The organism is Streptomyces sp. NPDC086519 (genome assembly GCF_040686075.1).
Classification (GTDB): Bacteria; Actinomycetota; Actinomycetes; order Streptomycetales; family Streptomycetaceae; genus Streptomyces; species Streptomyces shenzhenensis.
Genome location: NZ_JBFBJL010000014.1, coordinates 142,275 through 162,292, shown reverse-complemented (window position 1 = coordinate 162,292; position 20,018 = coordinate 142,275). Strand labels below are relative to the sequence as shown.

The following is a 20,018-nucleotide window of genomic DNA, read 5'->3' as shown; positions in this document are numbered from 1 at the left end:
AGCGACCCCTTACAGCTTCATCAGGCTGGCGTCGTCGACCGAGGCCGAGTGGCGGGTACGGAACAGCGACACGATGATCGCGAGCCCGACCACGACCTCCGCGGCGGCGACGACCATCGTGAAGAACGCGATGATCTGGCCGTCGAGATTGCCGTGCATCCGGGAGAAGACGACGAACGCGAGGTTGCAGGCGTTCAGCATCAGCTCGATGCACATGAACACGACGATCGCGTTCCGTCTGATCAGCACACCGGTGGCGCCGATCGTGAACAACAGAGCGGCGAGATAGAGGTAGTAGACAGGGTTCACTTCGACGCCTCCTCGCTGCGCTTGAGGTTCACGGGCTCGACCGGGGTCCGCTCCAGCCGTTCCTCGGAGCGCTGTTCCAGGGCCCGCAGGTCGCCCAGCGCCTGCGCGGACACGTCACGGATCTGGCCTCGGTCGCGGAGCGTCTTGCTGACGGTGAGCTCGGACGGGGTGCCGTCGGGGAGCAGGCCGGCGATGTCCACGGCGTTGTGCCGGGCGTAGACGCCGGGGGCGGGCAGCGGCGGCAGGTGCTTGCCCTCGCGGACGCGCTGTTCGGACTGCTCGCGCTGGGTCTTGGGGCGTTCGGTGCGCTCCCGGTGGGTGAGCACCATGGCGCCGACGGCGGCGGTGATGAGCAGAGCGCCGGTGATTTCGAAGGCGAACACGTACTTGGTGAAGATGAGGGCGGCGAGGCCCTGCACGTTGCCGTTGGCGTTGGCCTGGCCGGTGCCGTCGAAGTTCTTCAGGGAGGCGTTGGCGATGCCCGCGAGGAGCAGGACGCCGAAGCCGACCCCGCACAGAAGAGCCAGCCAGCGCTGGCCCTTGATGGTCTCCTTCAGGGAATCCGCGGCGGTCACGCCGACCAGCATCACCACGAAGAGGAACAGCATCATGATCGCGCCGGTGTAGACGACGATCTGCACGATTCCCAGGAAGTAGGCGCCGTTGGCGAGGTAGAACACCGCCAGGACGATCATGGTTCCGGCCAGTGACAACGCGCTGTGCACGGCCCGCTTCATGAAGACGGTGGACAGGGCGCCGATCACGGCGACGGTGCCGAGGACCCAGAACTGGAAGGCCTCGCCGGTGGAGGTGGCGTAGGCGGCGAACTGCTGGCTCATGCGCCCACCTCCCGCTCCTGCTCCTCGGGCTTCTCGCCCTTGGAGACGGCCACCTGGCGCACGGTCCCGGGCGCTGCCTCGGTGACCAGGCCCCGGTAGTAGTCCTGTTCGTCGGTCCCCGGGAAGATCGCGTGCGGCGTGTCGACCATGCCCTCTTCGAGACCGGCGAGGAGCTGTTCCTTGGTGTAGATGAGGTTCGCGCGGCTGCTGTCGGCCAGTTCGAACTCGTTGGTCATCGTGAGCGCCCGCGTGGGGCACGCTTCGATGCACAGGCCGCACAGGATGCAGCGGGCGTAGTTGATCTGGTAGACGCGGCCGTAGCGCTCGCCCGGCGAGTAACGCTCCTCGTCGGTGTTGTCGGCGCCCTCGACGTAGATGGCGTCGGCGGGGCAGGCCCAGGCGCACAGCTCGCAGCCGACGCACTTCTCCAGGCCGTCCGGATGGCGGTTGAGCTGGTGCCGTCCGTGGAACCGCGGGGCCGTGGTCTTCTTCTGCTCCGGGTACTGCTCGGTCAGCCGCTTCTTGAACATGGCCTTGAAGGTCACGCCGAAGCCGGCCACGGGGTTCTGGAAACCGGGCTTGGTCTCCTTGGGCTCCTCAGCCATCGGACGCCTCCTTTCCATCCGTAGATCCGTCACTGACAGTGTCCGGTCCGCCACTGACAATCAGCTCCCGCTCCCGGCGGGGGCTGCGCCGGGGCACCGGCGGCAGTTCCTGTCCGGGCAGCGGCGGTACGGGGAAGCCGCCCGCCATCGGGTCGAACGCGGCCGGCTCGGCGGCGGGCTGCGGGGCCTCCTTGCCCTTGTCGCGGAGGATGTCGACGACGAAGGACAGGAGCAGCAGGGCGAGGACTCCGCCGCCGACGTAGAGGGCGATGTCGGCGAAGTCGTAGTTCTGGTTGCGCAGTGTCCGGACGGTCGCGACGAGCATCAGCCAGACGACGGAGACCGGGATGAGGACCTTCCAGCCGAGCTTCATCAGCTGGTCGTAGCGCACGCGCGGGAGTGTGCCGCGCACCCAGACGAAGCCGAACAGCAGCAGGACGACCTTGGCGACGAACCAGAGCATCGGCCACCAGCCGTGGTTGGCGCCCGCCCAGACGGTGCTGATCGGCCACGGGGCCCGCCAGCCGCCGAGGAACAGGGTGGTCGACACGGCCGAGACGGTCACCATGTTGACGTACTCGGCGAGCATGAACATCGCGAACTTGATCGACGAGTACTCGGTGTTGAAGCCGCCGACCAGGTCGCCCTCGGACTCGGGCATGTCGAAGGGGGCGCGGTTGGTCTCGCCGATCATGGTGACGACGTAGAGGATGAACGAGACCGGCAGCAGCAGGATGTACCAGCGGCCCTGCTGCTGGTCGACGATCGTGGACGTCGACATCGAGCCGGAGTAGAGGAACACGGAGGCGAACGCGGCGCCCATGGCGATCTCGTAGGAGATCATCTGGGCGCAGGAGCGCAGGCCGCCGAGGAGCGGATAGGTGGAGCCGGAGCTCCAGCCGGCGAGGACGATGCCGTAGATGCCGACGGAGGCGACCGCGAGGATGTAGAGCATCGCGATCGGCAGGTCGGTGAGCTGCATCGTGGTGCGGTGGCCGAAGATGGAGATCTCGTTGTCGGCCGGGCCGAACGGGATGACCGCGATGGCCATGAACGCCGGGATCGCCGCGACGATCGGCGCGAGGATGTAGACGGCCTTGTCGGCGCGTTTGACGACGACATCTTCCTTGAGCATCAGCTTCATGCCGTCGGCGAGCGACTGGAGCATGCCCCAGGGGCCGTGCCGGTTGGGGCCGATGCGCAGCTGCATCCAGGCGACGACCTTGCGCTCCATGACGATGGAGATCAGCACGGTCACCATCAGGAAGGCGAAGCAGAAGACCGCCTTGAGGACGACCAGCCACCAGGGGTCGCGGCCGAACATGGAGAGGTCCTCAGCGGCGAGGTACAGCCTCATGCCTCCACCTCCTTGGGTGCCTCACCGGCGGTGGCCGCCGGGCCGATGCGGACGAGGGAGCCGGGCCGGGCTCCGGTGTCGGAGGCGACGCCGCCGCCGACCGAGTTCAGCGGGAGCCAGACCACCCGGTCGGGCATCTCGGTGATGTGGACCGGGAGTTCGACGGTGCCGGAGCTCCCGGTGACGGCGATGAGGCCGCCGTTCTCGACGCCCGCCTCGGCGGCGGTCGCCGCGGACACGCGCGCGTGGGCGGCGTGCCGGGTGCCTGCCAGCGCCTCGTCGCCCTCCTGGAGGACACCTTGGTCGAGGAGGAGCCGGTGCCCGGCGAGCACCGCCTCCCCGGCCGCCGGCCGTGGCAGCGGTCCCGCCGTCTCCCGCGGCTCGGAGGCCTTCGCCCCGTCCCAGGCGCCGAGCCGGTCCAGCTCCGCCCTCGTGGTACGCAGGTCGGGCAGGCCGAGGTGGACGTCCATGGCGTCGGCGAGCATCTGCAGCACGCGCGCGTCGGTGGGCGGGAGCCGCCGGGTCATCTGGTCGGGCTTGAGGGCGGCCTCGAACAGACGCGCCCGGCCTTCCCAGTCGAGGAAGGTGCCGGCCTTCTCGGCGACCGCGGCGACCGGCAGGACGACGTCGGCGTGTTCGGTGACCTCACTGGGCCGCAGCTCCAGCGAGACCAGGAAGCCGACGGCTTCGAGTGCCGCACGCGCGCGTGCCGGGTCGGGCAGGTCGGCGATCTCGACGCCGGCGACCAGCAGGGCGGAGAGTTCGCCGCGGGCGGCGGCCTCGACCATCTGGCCGGTGTCGCGGCCGTAGCGGAGCGGGAGTTCCGAGACGCCCCAGGCGGCGGCGACCTCCGCACGCGCGCGCGGGTCGGTGGCCGGACGGCCGCCCGGCAGCAGCGACGGCAGCGCACCCGCCTCGATCGCACCCCGCTCACCGGCCCGGCGCGGGATCCACACCAGCTGGGCGCCGGTGGCGGTGGCGGCCCGTACGGCGGCGGTGAGTCCGCCGACGACCGACGCCAGCCGCTCTCCTACGACGATCACCGCGCCGTCGGTGCGCAGCGCCTCGGCGGCCTGGGTGCCGGGCTCTTCCAGGCCGACGCCGCTCGCGAGGGCGTCCAGCCACTCGGTCTCGGTGCCGGGAGCGGCCGGCAGCAGCGTGCCGCCTGCCTTCTCCAGGCCGCGTGTGGGGTACGTGGCCACGGAGTACACCCGCTGCTTGTGCTTGCGCCAGGCCTTGCGCAGCCGCAGGAAGACGCCGGGTGCCTCCTCCTCCGACTCGAACCCGACGAGCAGGACGGCGGGCGCCTTCTCCAGGGTGGTGTAGGTGACGCCCGTACCGTCGAGGTCGTAGCCGCGGCCGGCGATCCGGGCGGCCAGGAAGTCGGCCTCCTCGCTGCTGTGCACGCGCGCGCGGAAGTCGATGTCGTTGGTGTCGAGGGCCACGCGCGCGAACTTGCTGTACGCGTAGGCGTCCTCGACGGTGAGCCGGCCGCCGGTGAGGACGCCGGCCCGGGAGCGGGCGGCGGCCAGTCCCCGCGCGGCCGCTTCGAGGGCCTCCGGCCAGGAGGCGGGTTCGAGCACGCCCTGGTCGCCTCGGACCAGCGGGGTCTCCAGGCGGTCCTTCTGCTGCGCGTACCGGAACGCGAAGCGTCCCTTGTCGCAGATCCACTCCTCGTTGACCTCGGGGTCGTTGGCGGCGAGCCGCCGCATGACCTTGCCGCGCCGGTGGTCGGTACGGGTGGCGCAGCCGCCCGAGCAGTGCTCGCACACGGACGGCGAGGAGATCAGGTCGAAGGGGCGGGAGCGGAAGCGGTACGCCGCCGAGGTCAGCGCACCGACCGGGCAGATCTGGATGGTGTTCCCGGAGAAGTACGACTCGAACGGATCGCCTTCGCCGATGCCGACCTGTTGCAGCGCGCCGCGCTCCAGAAGCTCGATCATCGGGTCGCCGGCGACCTGGTTGGAGAACCGGGTGCAGCGCGCGCACAGCACGCAGCGCTCGCGGTCGAGGAGCACCTGGGTGGAGATCGGCACGGGCTTCTCGTAGGTGCGCTTCCTGCCGTCGAAGCGAGACTCGGCGTTGCCGTGCGACATCGCCTGGTTCTGCAACGGGCACTCGCCGCCCTTGTCGCAGACCGGGCAGTCCAGCGGGTGGTTGATGAGCAGCATCTCCATCACGCCGTGCTGGGCCTTCTCGGCCACGGGTGAGGTGAGCTGAGTCTTCACCACCATGCCGTCCGTACACGTGATCGTGCAGGACGCCATGGGCTTGCGCTGGCCCTCGACCTCGACGATGCACTGCCGGCAGGCGCCGACCGGGTCCAGCAGGGGGTGGTCGCAGAAGCGCGGGATCTCGATGCCGAGTTGCTCGGCGGCGCGGATGACCAGGGTGCCCTTGGGCACGCTGATCTCGATGCCGTCGATCGTCAGCGTGACGAGGTCCTGCGGCGGGACCGCCGCCGCTCCCCCCGACGAGGGGGAACTCGTGGTCACGGTCATGCGTTCACCTCCGGGCGGTCCGCCCAGGCCGTCGACTTGGCCGGGTCGAAGGGGCAGCCCCGGCCCGTGATGTGCTGTTCGTACTCCTCGCGGAAGTGCTTCAGCGAGGAGAAGATGGGGGACGCCGCGCCGTCGCCGAGGGCGCAGAAGGCCTTGCCGTTGATGTTGTCGGCGATGTCGTTGAGCTTGTCGAGGTCGGACATGACGCCCTTGCCGGCCTCGATGTCGCGCAGCAGTTGTACGAGCCAGTAGGTGCCTTCGCGGCAGGGGGTGCACTTGCCGCAGGACTCGTGGGCGTAGAACTCGGTCCAGCGGGTGACGGCGCGGACGACGCAGGTGGTCTCGTCGAAGCACTGGAGTGCTTTGGTGCCGAGCATGGAACCCGCGGCGCCCACTCCTTCGTAGTCGAGAGGGACGTCGAGGTGCTCTTCGGTGAACATCGGCGTCGAGGAGCCGCCCGGGGTCCAGAACTTCAGGCGGTGGCCGGGGCGCATCCCGCCGCTCATGTCGAGGAGCTGGCGCAGGGTGATGCCGAGCGGTGCCTCGTACTGTCCGGGGCTCGCGACGTGGCCGCTGAGGGAGTAGAGCGTGAAACCGGGTGACTTCTCGCTCCCCATCGACCTGAACCATTCCTTGCCGTTCTTGAGAATGGCGGGAACCGAGGCGATGGACTCGACGTTGTTCACAACAGTCGGGCAGGCATAGAGCCCTTCGACAGCCGGGAAGGGGGGACGCAGCCGCGGTTGGCCGCGGCGGCCTTCGAGCGAGTCGAGCAGTGCGGTCTCCTCACCGCAGATGTACGCGCCGGCGCCGGCGTGCACGGTGAGTTGCAGGTCGAGTCCGCTGCCGAGGATGTTCTCGCCGAGGTAGCCGGCCGCGTAGGCCTCGCGCACGGCCTCGTGCAACCGCCGCAGGACGGGGACGACTTCACCACGCAGATAGATGAAGGCATGCGACGACCGGATGGCGTAGCACGCGATCACGATGCCCTCGATGAGGCTGTGCGGGTTGGCGAACAGGAGCGGGATGTCCTTGCAGGTCCCGGGCTCCGACTCGTCGGCGTTGACAACCAGATAGTGCGGTTTGCCGTCTCCCTGCGGAATGAACTGCCACTTCATCCCGGTGGGGAATCCCGCGCCGCCGCGGCCGCGCAGCCCGGACTCCTTGACGTAGGCGATCAGGTCGTCCGGTGACATGGCGAGCGCCTTGCGGAGCCCCTCGTATCCTTCGTGCCTCCGGTAGACGTCGAGCGTCCAGGACCGGTCCTCGTCCCAGAAGGCCGACAGCACGGGTGCGAGCAGCTTCTCGGGGCTGGTGTCCTTGAGGTCGGGTACCACCGTCATCACTCCCCCTCCTCGGCGGCAGGCCCTGCCGGGTGCGACGGGTCGGAGGCCGAGGTCTCCTGCGGTGCGTCATGGGAACTGAGGTGCTCGGCCGGCGACGGCTCGTGCACCGGCCGGTCCTGCCGGCTCTGCGCCTCCTGCGGACCTCCGCGCGGATGGACCACGCGCGCGGGTGCGGCCTCGCCCCTTGCCAGGCGGAGGCCCGTCAGCGACGCGGGTCCCGCACTTCCGCTCTCCTCGACGGCCCCGGGCCGCTCGTCGGGGAAGCCGGCCAGGATCCGCGCGGTCTCCTTGAAGGTGCACAGCCGGGCACCGCGCGTGGGCTCGACGTCCCGGCCCGCACGCAGGTCGTCGACCAGGCGCTTGGCGCTGGCCGGGGTCTGGTTGTCGAAGAACTCCCAGTTGACCATCACGACGGGCGCGAAGTCGCAGGCCGCGTTGCACTCGATGTGCTCCAGGGTGACCTTGCCGTCGCCGGTGGTCTCGCCGTTGCCGACGCCGAGGTGCTCCTGGAGGGTCTCGAAGATCGCGTCGCCGCCCATGACCGCGCACAGCGTGTTGGTGCAGACGCCGACCTGGTAGTCGCCGGAGGGCTTGCGCCGGTACATGGTGTAGAAGGTGGCGACCGCGGTGACCTCGGCCGTGGTCAGCTCCAGGACGTCCGCGCAGAACTGCATCCCGGTGCGGGTGACGTGGCCCTCCTCCGCCTGTACGAGATGCAGCAGCGGCAGCAGGGCGGACCGGGAGTCGGGGTAGCGGGCGACGATGTCGCGCGCGTCCGCCTCCAGGCGGGCCCGGACGTCGTCCGGATACGCGGGTGCGGGCAGCCCGGGCATGCCCAGGCTGACACCGCGCTCCGAGGAAGAGGTGGTCACCGGTCGACGCCTCCCATCACGGGGTCGATGGACGCGACGGCGACGATGACGTCGGCGACCTGGCCGCCCTCGCACATCGCCGCCATGGCCTGCAGGTTGGTGAAGGACGGGTCACGGAAGTGGACCCGGTAGGGGCGGGTGCCGCCGTCGGAGACGGCGTGCACGCCGAGTTCGCCCTTGGGCGACTCGACGGCCGCGTAGGCCTGCCCGGCCGGGACCCTGAAGCCCTCGGTGACCAGCTTGAAGTGGTGGATCAGGGCCTCCATGGAGGTGCCCATGATCTTCTTGATGTGGTCGAGGGAGTTGCCGAGTCCGTCCGGCCCGAGGGCGAGCTGGGCGGGCCAGGCGATCTTCTTGTCGGCGACCATGACCGGCCCTGGCTGGAGCCGGTCCAGGCACTGCTCGACGATCCCGAGCGACTGGCGCATCTCCTCAAGGCGGACCAGGAAGCGACCGTAGGCGTCGCAGGTGTCGGCGGTCGGGATCTCGAAGTCGTACGTCTCGTAGCCGCAGTACGGCTGTGCCTTGCGCAGGTCGTGCGGCAGGCCGGCGGAGCGCAGGATCGGGCCGGTGGCGCCGAGGGCCATGCAGCCCGCCAGGTCGAGGTAGCCGATGTCCTGCATGCGGGCCTTGAAGATGGGGTTCCCGGTGGCGAGCTTGTCGTACTCCGGGAGGTTCTTGCGCATCTTCTTCACGAACTCGCGGATCTGGTCGACCGCGCCGGGCGGCAGGTCCTGGGCGAGGCCGCCGGGGCGGATGTACGCGTGGTTCATCCGCAGGCCGGTGATGAGTTCGTAGAGATCGAGAATCATTTCACGATCACGGAAGCCGTAGATCATGATGGTGGTGGCGCCGAGCTCCATGCCGCCGGTGGCGATGCACACCAGGTGGGAGGAGAGCCGGTTCAGCTCCATCAGGAGCACCCGGATGATCTTGGCGCGCTCGGTGACCTGGTCCTCGATGCCGAGGAGTTTCTCGACGGCGAGACAGTAGGCGGTCTCGTTGAAGAAGGACGTCAGGTAGTCCATGCGCGTCACGAACGTGGTGCCCTGCGTCCACGTGCGGAACTCGAGGTTCTTCTCGATGCCGGTGTGGAGATAGCCGATGCCGCAGCGGGCCTCGGTGACCGTCTCGCCGTCGATCTCCAGGATCAGGCGGAGCACTCCATGGGTGGACGGATGCTGGGGACCCATGTTGACGACGATGCGTTCGTCGTCGGCGCGGGCCGCGGACTGGACGATCTCGTCCCAGTCGCCACCGGTGACCGTGTAGACGGTGCCCTCGGTGGTCTCCCGCGGAGTTGCGTGCTGCGTGCTCATGAGTACGACCTCCGCTGGTCCGGAGCCGGGATCTGGGCGCCCTTGTACTCGACGGGGATGCCGCCGAGGGGGTAGTCCTTGCGCTGCGGATGGCCCTGCCAGTCGTCCGGCATCATGATCCGCGTCAGGGCCGGGTGACCGTCGAAGACGATCCCGAAGAAGTCGTAGGTCTCGCGTTCGTGCCAGTCGTTGGTCGGATAGACGGAGACCAGGGACGGGATGTGCGGGTCGGCGTCCGGGGCGCTGACCTCCAGGCGGATCAGCCGGTTGTGGGTGATCGAGCGCAGGTGGTAGACGGCGTGCAGCTCGCGGCCCTTGTCGTGGAGGTAGTGGACGCCGCTGACGCCGGTGCACAGCTCGAAGCGCAGGGCGGGGTCGTCGCGCAGGGTGCGGGCGACGCGCGGCAGGTGCTCGCGCTCGATGTGGAAGGTCAGCTCGCCGCGGTCGACGACCGTCTTCTCGATGGCGTTCTCGGGGAGGAGGCCCTGTTCCTCCAGGGCGCCCTCCAGCTCGTCGGCGACCTCGTCGAACCAGCCGCCGTAGGGCCGGGCCGCCGGTCCCGGGAGTCGGACCGAGCGGACCAGACCTCCGTAGCCGGAGGTGTCGCCGCCGTTGTTGGCGCCGAACATGCCGCGCTGGACGCGGATCTCCTCACCGCCCTGGCCGCGCTGTCCCGGGAGGTTGTCGGCGGCCAGGTCCCTCTCCGGGTTGACGCCGTTGTGGCCGTTCGCGTCGCTCACCGCAGCAGCCCCTTCATCTCGATCGTGGGCAGGGCCTTGAGCGCCGCCTCCTCCGCCTCCCGGGCCGCTTCCCTCGCGTTGACGCCGAGCTTGGAGGTCTGGATCTTCTGGTGGAGCTTGAGGATCGCGTCCATCAGCATCTCGGGGCGCGGCGGGCAGCCGGGCAGGTAGATGTCGACGGGCACGATGTGGTCGACGCCCTGGACGATCGCGTAGTTGTTGAACATGCCGCCCGAGGACGCACACACGCCCATGGAGATCACCCACTTGGGGTTGGGCATCTGGTCGTAGACCTGCCTGAGCACCGGCGCCATCTTCTGGCTGACCCGGCCGGCGACGATCATGAGGTCGGCCTGGCGGGGTGAGCCGCGGAAGACCTCCATGCCGAAGCGGGCAAGGTCGTAGCGGCCGGCGCCGGTGGTCATCATCTCGATGGCGCAGCAGGCGAGGCCGAAGGTGGCGGGGAAGACGGACGCCTTGCGCACCCAGCCCGCGGCCTGCTCGACGGTGGTCAGCAGGAATCCGCTCGGCAGCTTTTCTTCGAGTCCCATGTCTAAAGGCCCCTCAGTCCCATTCCAGGCCGCCGCGCCGCCAGACGTATGCGTAGGCGACGAAGACGGTGAGCACGAAGAGCAGCATCTCCACGAGCCCGAAAACACCCAGGGCGTCGAAGGTGACGGCCCAGGGGTAGAGGAAGACGATCTCGATGTCGAAGACGATGAAGAGCATCGCCGTCAGGTAGTACTTGATCGGGAAACGCCCGCCGCCGGCCGGCGTGGGGGTCGGCTCGATTCCGCACTCGTATGCTTCGAGCTTGGCGCGGTTGTACCGCTTCGGACCGATCAGCGTGGCCATGACCACGGAGAAGATCGCAAAGCCTGCCCCGAGGGCTCCCAGTACGAGGATGGGCGCATAGGCGTTCACCGCTCCTCGCTCCTCTCAGTCGGCACTGACTGGTGGCGGTTCGGATCGGGCTCCCCACCTGCCTCGTCCGTCACGCGAACCCCGCACGTCCCGGGCGAAGATCGCGAACATGTGAAGCAGGTCACAAGCCCAACTGCCTCGCATCTTATGCCCGCCGCTCTGTGATCTGCGACACGGGGTATTGCACAAGCTTTGTGATCTCCACCACCTGACGATCGATCATGAAGTCGGATGAGCGGTGATCTTCACACGCGAAGCGTTCAGCTGATCACCAGAAGTGACGTTTTCGACCGTTGATGCAGACAGGAGGGGGTTTCGGGCGGGCGTCTCCATATCAAGAGAGTTCCTTTGCATGCAAATTGGCGATGGACCGGGCGCCTTGATAGTGGGTCGCGTTCGCACATCAGGGGGAGGCGCGGAAGGCGATGTGGACGCGTGCACGCGTTCACGAACCCGGACGGGCTCGGCGCCGGCTCGACCCCCCGCGCGAGACGCACCCCTCCCGGTGACCGTTCCGTGACCTCCGCCACATTGATGAGAGGCGCCTGAGAACCGGGCTTGGCCAACCACCGCAACCGATGGTAGGTCGGGGGCAATCCGGACGTAACAGCGAAAGAACGTGATCACGGGCTTGATCGCGAGCGTCCGCAATGTCCGTTACGGCGTCAATAAAGAAAGACATGCGAGGGATTTGCGGTCTCGATTGAGCAACTGTGGCGCAGCACACGTTTCTTGTAGATATGAAGGAGCCCCTGATACCGGTTGTTCTCATGTCCCACACCGCTCACATACGCAACCACCGGAAGCCCCGCCGCAGCGCGACGACAAACATCGCCGTGCGCGCCGGAGTTGCCAGTGGTGTCCTCGGCATGGCAGCGGCGGGCGCGGCCTCGGCGAGTGCCGCCGAACCCGTGACGCAGACGCTCGAACTGCCCACCCTGACGGCCGATCTGGCCACCCAGGTGGCTCAGTCCGCCGACGCCACACAGCAGGCCGCGGCGAACTACACCCTCCAGGCCGAGCGCGACGCGGCCGCCGCGAATGCCGCGAAGCAGGCCAAGGCGGACCTCGCCGATGCCAAGCAGAAGGCCGAGGCCAAGAAGAAGAAGGCCGAGGAGGCCCGCAGGGCCGCCGCGGAGCGCGCCGCCTCGCGCAGCACCGAGCGGACCGTTCTCAGCGCCTCCACGAGCTCCAGCGCCTCCACGAGCACGTCCACGGCGACGGGTTCGGCCGCCGCGGTGGTCGCCTTCGTGAAGGCGCAGATCGGCGACGCCTACGTCTCCGGCGGCACGGGCCCCAACTCGTGGGACTGCTCGGGTCTCGTCCAGGCCGCCTTCAAGTCCGTCGGCGTCAGCCTGCCGCGCGTCTCCCAGGACCAGTCGACGCAGGGCACCCAGGTCTCGCTGAGCAACCTCCAGCCCGGCGACATCCTCTACTGGGGCAGCGCCGGCAGCGCGTACCACGTGGCGGTGTACGTCGGCGACGGCATGTTCGTCGGCGCGCAGAACCCCTCCAGCGGCGTCGGTGAGCACCCGCTGTCGTACGACCCGCCGACCGGTGCGGTGCGGGTGCTCTGACAAGACGGGCAACAGCGACAACTCGGGCATCGCACAAGCACGGTAGGGCCGCAGCCGCTCGGGGGCAGCGGCCCTTCCGGCGTGCCCGCCCTTCTCCCCCGTTGTCCACAGGCCACAGGACAGCACGAGGGTTTTCCACAGGCTCGCCCGCGATCCGGTGACTCCTGGGATGCTCGACGCAGGCCGCTCGCACACGGCGCGGCGGCCCCGAGATCCGAGAAGGAGACACCGCCATGCCACGCGTCTTCGTCCAGGGGAACCCCATGGACTACTACCCCCGGCACGCCCCCGAGGCCCGGCGCGGTTCGGTGCGCCGCATCACCGAGACCGGTGAGGACGTCCTGCACAAGCCGTGCCGGGACGTCACCGAGTTCGGCCCCGACCTCGCCGCACTCATCGACGACATGTTCCTCACCATGTACATCGCCGAGGGTGCCGGTCTCGCCGCGAACCAGGTCGGGGTCGATCTGCGGCTGTTCGTCTACGACTGCCCGGACGACGACGGTGTCCGGCATGTCGGGCATGTCGTCAACCCCGTGCTGGTGGCGCAGGGCCCGGCCGGGCGGCGGCTGTTGGACGACAGCGAGGGGTGCCTGTCGGTGCCGGGTGCTGTGATGGACGTACCGCGGCCGGACCGGGCGGTCGTGCACGGGCAGGACAAGGACGGCAATCCGCTCACCATCGAGGGAACAGGGTATTTCGCCCGCTGCCTGGCGCACGAGACCGACCATGTGAACGGGCGCGTGTATCTCGACCGGCTCTCCCGGCGGGAGCGGCGGGAAGCGCTGCGGCAGGTGGCGGACCGGCGGGAGGACGTCTACGCCCGCCGGGCCGCCAACATCGAGGCGATCGGCTCCTGAGAGCGGTCAGGCCTTCGGGGCCACCTTGCTCAGGCCGTTGATGATGCGGTCCATCGCGTCGCCGCCGGTCGGGTCGGTGAGGTTCGCCAGGAGCTTCAGGGTGAACTTCATCAGCAACGGGTGGGTCAGGCCGCGCTGGGCGGCGATCTGCATGACCTTCGGGTTGCCGATGAGCTTCACGAAGGCACGGCCCAGCGTGTAGTAGCCGCCGTAGGTGTCCTTGAGGACGCGCGGGTAGCGCTGCAGGGCCAGCTCGCGCCCGCCGGCCGTGGCCCGCGCGTGGGCCTGGACGATGACGTCGGCGGCGAGCTGGCCGGACTCCATGGCGTAGGCGATGCCCTCGCCGTTGAACGGGTTGACCAGGCCGCCGGCGTCGCCGACGAGGAGGAGGCCGCGCGTGTAGTGGGGCTGGCGGTTGAAGGCCATGGGAAGGGCGGCGCCGCGGATCGGGCCGGTCATGTTCTCGGGGGTGTAGCCCCAGTCCTCGGGCATGGAGGCGCACCAGGCCTTGAGGACCTCGCGCCAGTCCAGTTCCTTGAAGGAGTCGGAGGTGTTCAGGACACCCAGACCCACGTTGGAGGTGCCGTCGCCCATGCCGAAGATCCAGCCGTAGCCGGGCAGCAGGCGGTCCTGGGGGCCGCGGCGGTCCCAGAGTTCCAGCCAGGACTCCAGGTAGTCGTCGTCATGACGGGGGGAGGTGAAGTAGGTCCGGACGGCCACGCCCATCGGGCGGTCCTCGCGGCGGTGCAGGCCCATCGCGAGGGAGAGCCGGGTGGAGTTGCCGTCGGCGGCCACGACGAGCGGGGCGTGGAAGGTGACTTCGCGTTTCTCCTCGCCGAGCTTGGCGTGCACACCGGTGATCCGGCCGGTGCGGTCGTCGACGACGGGGGCGCCGACGTTGCAGCGCTCGAAGAGGCGGGCGCCCGCCTTCTGCGCCTGGCGGGCGAGCTGTTCGTCGAAGTCGTCGCGCTTGCGGACGAGGCCGTAGTCGGGGAAGGAGGCGAGATCCGGCCAGTCGAGCTGGAGGCGGGTGCCGCCGCCGATGATGCGCAGGCCCTTGTTGCGCAGCCAGCCGGCCTCCTCGGAGATGTCGATGCCCATGGCGACCAGTTGCTTCACCGCGCGCGGGGTGAGTCCGTCGCCGCACACCTTCTCGCGCGGGAACTCGGTCTTCTCCAGCAGGAGGACGTCGAGGCCGGCCTTGGCGAGGTGGTAGGCCGTCGTGGAGCCGGCTGGCCCCGCGCCGACGACGATGACATCGGCGGTGTTTTCGGAGAGGGGCTCGGTCACGGCGGGGGCTCCCCAAGGCTCGAAATCTGCGTGCCGACCGGCACTGGACATGGGCAGTCTATTCAGCGGTACTGATCACCCTGCTGAAGGGCTGTCCCTGTGAACCGAGCTCTCCCCGCGGTACGGCTGCGTGTACCCACGCACGAGGACGCGTTCGCCTGGCATCGGGTCTTCGACGACCCCGAGGTCATGGAGTTCTACGGCGGGAGGTCCGCGGAGCTGTCCGTCTACGAGGAGCTCACCGCCCGCCAGCGCAGGCATGACGCGGAGCTCGGTTTCTGCCTGTGGACGATGACCGACGAGTCGGGACGGGTCATCGGCTTCACCGGCGCGCAGCCGTGGGCGCCGGACTGGGGCCCCCGGGGCGAGATCGAGATCGGCTGGCGGCTCGGGCGGGCCCACTGGGGCAAGGGGTATGTGACGGCGGCGGCGCACATGACGCTGGGACGGCTGCGGGCGGCGGGCGTGCCGAAGGTGGTGGCGATGGTGCGGCCGGGGAACGAGCGGTCGGTCGCGGTCACCAGGCGCCTCGGGATGGAACTGGCGGAGACGTTCCCGCACCCGCGGCTCCCGGAGGAGGCGCTCTGCTTCCGGCTCGACCTGCGTGACGGCATGACGTACGGTCACACAGAGTAACGATCTGTTACAGAAAGACACCTGACGCTTCCGGCCGCCGCATCCCGAGGGTTACCCTTCCAGTACCGCTGGGGGTGACATCTGTGCGTATAACACCCAAAACACCCGAAGTGCGCGTGCCACGGCTGGTCGGACTGATGGCCGTGGACGCACGCGAGACCGCCCGGGCACGGGGTCTGTTCCTCAACGCGCCGGACCGGCCGGACTTCCCTCTCACGGTCGTCGACTACGTCGTACGCCAGTTCCCGCAAGCCGGTGCCGAGGTGCCGCGGGACTCGATGGTGTACGTGTGGTTCGACTTCGGTGAGGGCGAGGGCGGCGGGGGCGTGCGCGAGCCACGCATCCCACGGCCGCCGCAGGGCGGGCTGCAACGGGAACTGGACCAGCCCGGGGGCGCCTTCGAGGTGAGCAGCCTGTGAGTCCCCGGTCGGGGCTCAGGCCTCCTTGAAGCCCCGGTGCAGGGCGACGATGCCGCCGGTGAGGTTGCGCCAGGCCACCTTCGACCAGCCCGCCGCACGCAGCCGTCCGGCCAGGGCGGGCTGGTCGGGCCAGGCGCGGATGGACTCGGCGAGGTAGACATAGGCGTCCGGGTTGGAGGAGACCGCACGGGCGACCGGCGGCAGGGCGCGCATCAGGTACTCGGTGTAGACGGTCCGCAGGGGCGCCCAGGTCGGATGTGAGAACTCGCAGATCACGACCCGGCCGCCGGGCCGCGTCACCCGGTACATCTCGCGCAGGGCCGCGTCGGTGTCCTGGACGTTGCGCAGCCCGAAGGAGATCGTCACGGCGTCGAAGGTGTCGTCCCCGAACGGCAGCCGGGTGGCGTCGCCCGCGGTGAAGGGCATCCAGGCGTTGCGCCGCTTGCCGACCTGGAGCATCCCCAGGGAGAAGTCGCAGGGCACGACGTAGGCACCGGCCCGGACGAACGGCTGGGAGGAGGTGCCCGTGCCGGCCGCCAGATCCAGGATCTTCTGCGCGGGGCGCGCGTCGACCGCCTTGGCGACCTCCTTCCGCCACTGCCGGTCCTGGCCGAGCGAGAGGACGTCGTTGGTCAGGTCGTACCGTTCCGCCACGTCGTCGAACATCGAGGCGACTTCGTGCGGCTGCTTGTTCAGGGAGGCGCGGGTCACGCTCGCCATTCTTGCAGCACGCCCTCAGGGGACGAGCTTCGGCTTCTTCTTCGCGGCCACGTCCTCCACCCAGCCGCACGCCACGATGAACACCGCGATCAGGATCCAGCCGACGCCGAACATGAACCACTGGCTGTCCAGCGGGAGCCACTTCTCGAACGCGGGGACGTTCCACATCTGGTCGATCAGCGGGACCGCGAGGACGAGGGCGATCTCGTGCCAGAGGTAGATCGTCACCGCGCGGGCGTTGAAGATCGTGACCGTCCGGTCGAGCTTCCTGAAGCGGGCCAGCCAGCCGAAGTCGATCGTGAAGTAGGCCTTCGCCCACATCAGCAGCATCACGAAACCGGCCGACCAGAAGGCCTGGGCTAGGGGGTTCTCGTCCAGGTCGTAGGTACCGAAGTCGGCCTGGTGCGAGAAGGCGTACCAGCCGCCGTAGCCGACGGCGGCGAGCGAGCCCACGACCACCAGGGCCGGCCGCATCCGCTGAAGCACGCCGTCGCGGTGCGCGAAGCCGAGGATCCAGCAGAAGAGGTACGTCGACAGGTCCCACAGGGCGGAGCCGAACCGGTTGTCCGGGCCCGACCAGACGAAGTTCAGGACCAGGATCGGGGCGAGGGAGAGGAGGAGGACCGGCACCGGGGCCTTGCGGAAGATCCACAGCAGGGCCGGGGAGAGGAGGACGAACCAGAGGTAGGTGCGCAGGTACCAGAGGATCTCCCAGGCCTGCGTGCCCCACGCGTTGCCCGGCGGGTCGCCGAGCGGCACGATCCAGTAGACGATCTGCCAGCCCGGCATCCAGTCGTGGACCAGCATCGCCAGGACGACGAAGAAGCCCCAGAACCAGAAGGGCGGGAGCAGGCGGCGGAGGCGGCTCCTGACGACCTTCGGCGCCGGGCGCTCCAGGGACTTCGCCATGAGGGTGCCGGCGAGGCCGAACATGATGCCCATGGAGGGGAACACCATGCCGCACCAGGCCCAGCCGAAGGTGTGGTAGGTGACGACGCGGATGAGGGCGACGGCCCTGAGGGTGTCGAAGTAACGGTCCCTTGCGGGTTTGCCGGGCCGCGGGTTCGGGGCGGACTCCTCGGCGCCGGCGTGTTCGGTGCCCGGAGTCGTGGACACAGCGGTCGTATCCGGCTCCGCCGGCGGCAGCCGTGCCGTCTGCTCGGCCGCCGGGGGGTGGCTGTGGTCGACGTACTGCTGTGGCTGTGGGTACGGCTGCTGGGCGTACTGCTGCCCGCCGGCGTAGGGGCCGTAGCCGTAGCCCTCGTAGCCCTCGCAGCCCTGCGGGTACGGGTTCTGCTGGTACGGGTTCTGCTGGTACGGGTTCTGCTGGTCCCAGGTCATCGGCCGCCCACCCCCGCCGGGGTGCCGACCTCGCCGGTGCGCTTGAGTTTCTGCCAGCGCAGGCGGCCGCCGGTGAGGGCGGTGATGCAGGAGTGGATGAGGACGAGGTACATCATCTGGCGGTAGGCCAGCTGCTGCAGCGGCATCATGGCGAGGTAACGGTACTTCTCCTTGTCGAGGCGGAACGCGTAGGCCGCACAGGCCAGTTGGATGCCGAGGACGGCGAGCCAGGCCAGCAGGGCCGCCTCGAAGTCGACGAAGATCATGGAGTAGACCGTGAAGACGTCGATGAGCGGGGCGAAGACCGGTGTGACGATCTGGAAGAGGACGACCAGGGGCATGCCGACGCGGCCGAAGCGGCCCGAAGGGCCCTGGTCGGTGAGGGACTTGCGGTGCTTCCACAGGGCCTGCATGGTGCCGTAGGACCAACGGTAGCGCTGGGACCACAGCTGCTTGAGCGAACCGGGCGCCTCCGTCCAGGCCTTGGCGTGCTCCTGGTAGACGACCCGCCAGCCCGCGCGGTGCATGGCGATGGTGATGTCGGTGTCCTCCGCGAGGGTGTCCTCGCTCATGCCGCCCACCTGGAGCACCGCCTCGCGGCGGAACGCGCCGATGGCGCCGGGGATGGTGGGCATGCAGCGCAGCAGGTCGTACATGCGCCGGTCGAGGTTGAAGCCCATCACGTACTCGATGTGCTGCCAGGCGCCGATGATCGTGTCGCGGTTGCCGACCTTGGCGTTGCCCGCGACCGCGCCGACCTCGGGGTCGGCGAACGGCTGCACGAGGTGCCGTACCGTCTCCGGCTCGAAGACCGTGTCGCCGTCCATCATCACGACTATGTCGTGACTGGCGTTGCGCACCCCGTTGTTGAGGGCGGCCGGCTTGCCCGCGTTCTCCTGGCGGATGACCCGGACGTTGGCCATGCCGAGCTTGTCGGCGGCGCCGCGGGCGATCTCGGAGGTACCGTCCGTGGAACCGTCGTCGACGACGATGATCTCGATCGGGTGGGTGCTCCGCGCCAGCGACTCCAGGGTGTTGGCGATGCATTCCTTCTCGTTGTACGCCGGGACGATCACGCTCACCGGCCGGGTGACCGTCGGACCCCAGCTGAAGCGGCGTCTGTTGCGCTGTCTGTAGTGGCGGCGGGCGATGAGCAGCATCATCCCGAAGCGGCCCATCACCGCGACGCCGACGACGAACAGCAGGCCGGAGAGGACGGGGAGGGCCCATTCGGCTATCGCGACCGCCACGATGAGCGACTTGCCCTCGTAGAGGGTCATGCCGGTGGCCGTGCGGTGGGCGGCCTGCAGGCGGGAGACGGTGGCGGCTCCGGTCCCCGTACCCGTGCCCGAGCCGGTTCCGGTTCCGGTTCCGGCCACGCCGGTGTCGGTGACGCCGGTGCTGGTCCGGCCGGTCGTCTGGCCGGTCGCGCCGGTGTCTGTGGCGGCGGCCTGCCGGCTGGCGGCGTTCCGCTTCTCGATGACGCCGCTGACGGTGGTGAAGGTGTAACCCTTCGCCTTCATCTTCCTGATGTACTGCGGCAGCGCCTTGATCGTCTGCGAGCGCTCGCCACCGGCGTCGTGGAAGAGGACCGCCGCGCCCTTGGTGCCGCTCGGTGTGGCCCACTTGACGATCTTCGAGACGCCCGGCTTCTTCCAGTCGTCGCTGTCGGTGTCGACGAAGACACTGGTGTAGCCCTCGTTGCCGAGCTTCTTGTAGACCGGCCAGCTGTAGTTGTCGATGGCGTCCGTCTCGGAGGAGTACGGCGCGCGGAACAGGGTCGTGGTGATGCCGGCCGCGCCCGCCAGCGCGAGCTGCGTCTGCTCCATCTCGCGGTTGATCCGGGCGTCGCTCTGGTACGACAGATCGACGTGCGTGAACGTGTGGATGCCGACCTCGTTGCCCTGCTGGACCATCGTCTTCACGATGCTCGGGTAGCGCGACACCATCGACCCGACCAGGAAGAACGTGCCGGGCACGTCGTACTGTTCGAGGATCTTGAGGACCTGGGGGGTGTAGGTCGGGTTCGGGCCGTCGTCGAAGGTGAGGGCGATGGTCTTGGAGGGGACCGAGACAGTGGTCGCCTGCCCGCCCCGGAAGGTGAGGATCGGGCCGCCGTCGAGGACCTTGTCCGGCACCTTGCCGGAGCCGGCGCCGGTGCGGACCCGCTGGTCGCCGCCGACCTCTGCGCGCAGATAGCCGTCGAGCAGCATCACGCAGGTCAGCGCCAGCAGGAGCAGCAGGGCGAGGATGACACGTGGTTTCTGCAGCGCCGCGGCCCTGCCCGCCGCCCGCTCGATGCGGGAGGGGGCGCGCCTGCGGCCGCGTGCGGACGTCGGTGCAGTCATGGGAAAGGGCCTGCG

19 protein-coding genes are annotated in these 20,018 nt (G+C 69.1%); 4 read left to right on the top strand and 15 right to left on the bottom strand.

Annotated features, from left to right (window positions below; all coding sequences use genetic code 11):
• Positions 1-9: 9 nt before the first annotated feature.
• Genes nuoK through AB0P24_RS16075 form a run of 11 tightly spaced genes read right to left on the bottom strand, consistent with a single transcriptional unit; the run spans position 10 to position 10,812 of the window.
• Positions 10-309 (bottom strand): NADH-quinone oxidoreductase subunit NuoK, encoded by a 300-nt coding sequence (nuoK, locus tag AB0P24_RS16125; protein WP_046726439.1) that lies wholly within the window; start codon positions 307-309, stop codon positions 10-12.
• Entirely contained in the window at positions 306-1,148 is an 843-nt protein-coding gene (locus tag AB0P24_RS16120) for an NADH-quinone oxidoreductase subunit J (RefSeq protein ID WP_365794291.1), read from the bottom strand. Before AB0P24_RS16120 ends, nuoK begins: the two co-directional genes overlap by 4 nt.
• Positions 1,145-1,753, bottom strand: coding sequence for an NADH-quinone oxidoreductase subunit NuoI (gene nuoI, locus AB0P24_RS16115; protein ID WP_365794289.1), 609 nt, complete (start codon positions 1,751-1,753; stop codon positions 1,145-1,147). The genes AB0P24_RS16120 and nuoI overlap by 4 nt, the downstream gene beginning before the upstream one ends.
• Positions 1,746-3,110, bottom strand: a complete 1,365-nt coding sequence (gene nuoH, locus AB0P24_RS16110) for an NADH-quinone oxidoreductase subunit NuoH (protein WP_365794287.1) — start codon at positions 3,108-3,110, stop codon at positions 1,746-1,748. Before nuoH ends, nuoI begins: the two co-directional genes overlap by 8 nt.
• Positions 3,107-5,611 carry an NADH-quinone oxidoreductase subunit G gene (locus AB0P24_RS16105; RefSeq protein ID WP_365794285.1) on the bottom strand — a complete coding sequence of 835 codons (2,505 nt, stop codon included), beginning with the start codon at positions 5,609-5,611 and terminating at the stop codon, positions 3,107-3,109. The genes nuoH and AB0P24_RS16105 overlap by 4 nt, the downstream gene beginning before the upstream one ends.
• Positions 5,608-6,957, bottom strand: a complete 1,350-nt coding sequence (gene nuoF, locus AB0P24_RS16100; RefSeq protein ID WP_365794283.1) for an NADH-quinone oxidoreductase subunit NuoF — start codon at positions 6,955-6,957, stop codon at positions 5,608-5,610. The genes AB0P24_RS16105 and nuoF overlap by 4 nt, the downstream gene beginning before the upstream one ends.
• Complete coding sequence (gene nuoE, locus AB0P24_RS16095; protein ID WP_365794281.1) at positions 6,954-7,829, bottom strand: NADH-quinone oxidoreductase subunit NuoE; 876 nt, start codon at positions 7,827-7,829, stop codon at positions 6,954-6,956. Before nuoE ends, nuoF begins: the two co-directional genes overlap by 4 nt.
• Positions 7,826-9,148, bottom strand: a complete 1,323-nt coding sequence (locus tag AB0P24_RS16090; RefSeq protein ID WP_365794279.1) for an NADH-quinone oxidoreductase subunit D — start codon at positions 9,146-9,148, stop codon at positions 7,826-7,828. Before AB0P24_RS16090 ends, nuoE begins: the two co-directional genes overlap by 4 nt.
• On the bottom strand, positions 9,145-9,888 hold the full coding sequence (locus AB0P24_RS16085) for an NADH-quinone oxidoreductase subunit C (RefSeq protein WP_365794277.1): 744 nt from the start codon (positions 9,886-9,888) through the stop codon (positions 9,145-9,147). The genes AB0P24_RS16090 and AB0P24_RS16085 overlap by 4 nt, the downstream gene beginning before the upstream one ends.
• On the bottom strand, positions 9,885-10,439 hold the full coding sequence (locus AB0P24_RS16080) for an NADH-quinone oxidoreductase subunit B family protein (RefSeq protein WP_152885510.1): 555 nt from the start codon (positions 10,437-10,439) through the stop codon (positions 9,885-9,887). Before AB0P24_RS16080 ends, AB0P24_RS16085 begins: the two co-directional genes overlap by 4 nt.
• Positions 10,440-10,452: 13 nt before the next feature.
• Entirely contained in the window at positions 10,453-10,812 is a 360-nt protein-coding gene (locus AB0P24_RS16075; protein ID WP_007383963.1) for an NADH-quinone oxidoreductase subunit A, read from the bottom strand.
• Between the two features lie 770 nt (positions 10,813-11,582).
• Between AB0P24_RS16075 and AB0P24_RS16070 the strand changes: the two genes are divergently transcribed.
• Both AB0P24_RS16070 and def read left to right on the top strand, forming a co-directional pair.
• Positions 11,583-12,389, top strand: a complete 807-nt coding sequence (locus tag AB0P24_RS16070) for a C40 family peptidase (protein WP_365794275.1) — start codon at positions 11,583-11,585, stop codon at positions 12,387-12,389.
• Between the two features lie 233 nt (positions 12,390-12,622).
• Positions 12,623-13,249, top strand: coding sequence for a peptide deformylase (gene def / locus AB0P24_RS16065; RefSeq protein WP_365794273.1), 627 nt, complete (start codon positions 12,623-12,625; stop codon positions 13,247-13,249).
• A gap of 6 nt (positions 13,250-13,255) precedes the next feature.
• Here def and AB0P24_RS16060 read toward each other — a convergent pair whose 3' ends face one another.
• Complete coding sequence (locus AB0P24_RS16060) at positions 13,256-14,590, bottom strand: geranylgeranyl reductase family protein (protein ID WP_234533916.1); 1,335 nt, start codon at positions 14,588-14,590, stop codon at positions 13,256-13,258.
• Between the two features lie 48 nt (positions 14,591-14,638).
• On the opposite strand from AB0P24_RS16060, the gene AB0P24_RS16055 reads away from it, so the two are divergent.
• Both AB0P24_RS16055 and AB0P24_RS16050 read left to right on the top strand, forming a co-directional pair.
• Positions 14,639-15,175: a GNAT family N-acetyltransferase gene (locus AB0P24_RS16055; RefSeq protein WP_365794271.1), complete on the top strand. Its 537-nt coding sequence runs from the start codon at positions 14,639-14,641 to the stop codon at positions 15,173-15,175.
• Positions 15,176-15,285: 110 nt separating this feature from the next.
• Complete coding sequence (locus AB0P24_RS16050; protein ID WP_365794269.1) at positions 15,286-15,594, top strand: PASTA domain-containing protein; 309 nt, start codon at positions 15,286-15,288, stop codon at positions 15,592-15,594.
• Between the two features lie 15 nt (positions 15,595-15,609).
• Here AB0P24_RS16050 and AB0P24_RS16045 read toward each other — a convergent pair whose 3' ends face one another.
• Genes AB0P24_RS16045 through AB0P24_RS16035 form a run of 3 tightly spaced genes read right to left on the bottom strand, consistent with a single transcriptional unit; the run spans position 15,610 to position 20,003 of the window.
• Positions 15,610-16,305 carry a demethylmenaquinone methyltransferase gene (locus AB0P24_RS16045; RefSeq protein ID WP_362747386.1) on the bottom strand — a complete coding sequence of 232 codons (696 nt, stop codon included), beginning with the start codon at positions 16,303-16,305 and terminating at the stop codon, positions 15,610-15,612.
• Between the two features lie 24 nt (positions 16,306-16,329).
• Positions 16,330-17,655 (bottom strand): acyltransferase, encoded by a 1,326-nt coding sequence (locus tag AB0P24_RS16040; RefSeq protein ID WP_365794267.1) that lies wholly within the window; start codon positions 17,653-17,655, stop codon positions 16,330-16,332.
• Positions 17,652-20,003: a glycosyltransferase gene (locus AB0P24_RS16035; RefSeq protein ID WP_365794265.1), complete on the bottom strand. Its 2,352-nt coding sequence runs from the start codon at positions 20,001-20,003 to the stop codon at positions 17,652-17,654. Before AB0P24_RS16035 ends, AB0P24_RS16040 begins: the two co-directional genes overlap by 4 nt.
• Positions 20,004-20,018 lie beyond the last annotated feature (15 nt).

Bases quoted from the DNA above. Each gene is read 5' to 3' on its own strand.
- AB0P24_RS16120 (WP_365794291.1), bottom strand. From the start codon at position 1,148: ATGAGCCAGCAGTTCGCCGCCTACGCCACCTCCACCGGCGAGGCCTTC.
- nuoI (WP_365794289.1), bottom strand. From the start codon at position 1,753: ATGGCTGAGGAGCCCAAGGAGACCAAGCCCGGTTTCCAGAACCCCGTG.
- nuoH (WP_365794287.1), bottom strand. From the start codon at position 3,110: ATGAGGCTGTACCTCGCCGCTGAGGACCTCTCCATGTTCGGCCGCGAC.
- AB0P24_RS16105 (WP_365794285.1), bottom strand. From the start codon at position 5,611: ATGACCGTGACCACGAGTTCCCCCTCGTCGGGGGGAGCGGCGGCGGTC.
- AB0P24_RS16090 (WP_365794279.1), bottom strand. From the start codon at position 9,148: ATGAGCACGCAGCACGCAACTCCGCGGGAGACCACCGAGGGCACCGTC.
- AB0P24_RS16080 (WP_152885510.1), bottom strand. From the start codon at position 10,439: ATGGGACTCGAAGAAAAGCTGCCGAGCGGATTCCTGCTGACCACCGTC.
- AB0P24_RS16070 (WP_365794275.1), top strand. From the start codon at position 11,583: ATGTCCCACACCGCTCACATACGCAACCACCGGAAGCCCCGCCGCAGC.
- def (WP_365794273.1), top strand. From the start codon at position 12,623: ATGCCACGCGTCTTCGTCCAGGGGAACCCCATGGACTACTACCCCCGG.
- AB0P24_RS16060 (WP_234533916.1), bottom strand. From the start codon at position 14,590: ATGTCCAGTGCCGGTCGGCACGCAGATTTCGAGCCTTGGGGAGCCCCC.
- AB0P24_RS16040 (WP_365794267.1), bottom strand. From the start codon at position 17,655: ATGACCTGGGACCAGCAGAACCCGTACCAGCAGAACCCGTACCAGCAG.
- AB0P24_RS16035 (WP_365794265.1), bottom strand. From the start codon at position 20,003: ATGACTGCACCGACGTCCGCACGCGGCCGCAGGCGCGCCCCCTCCCGC.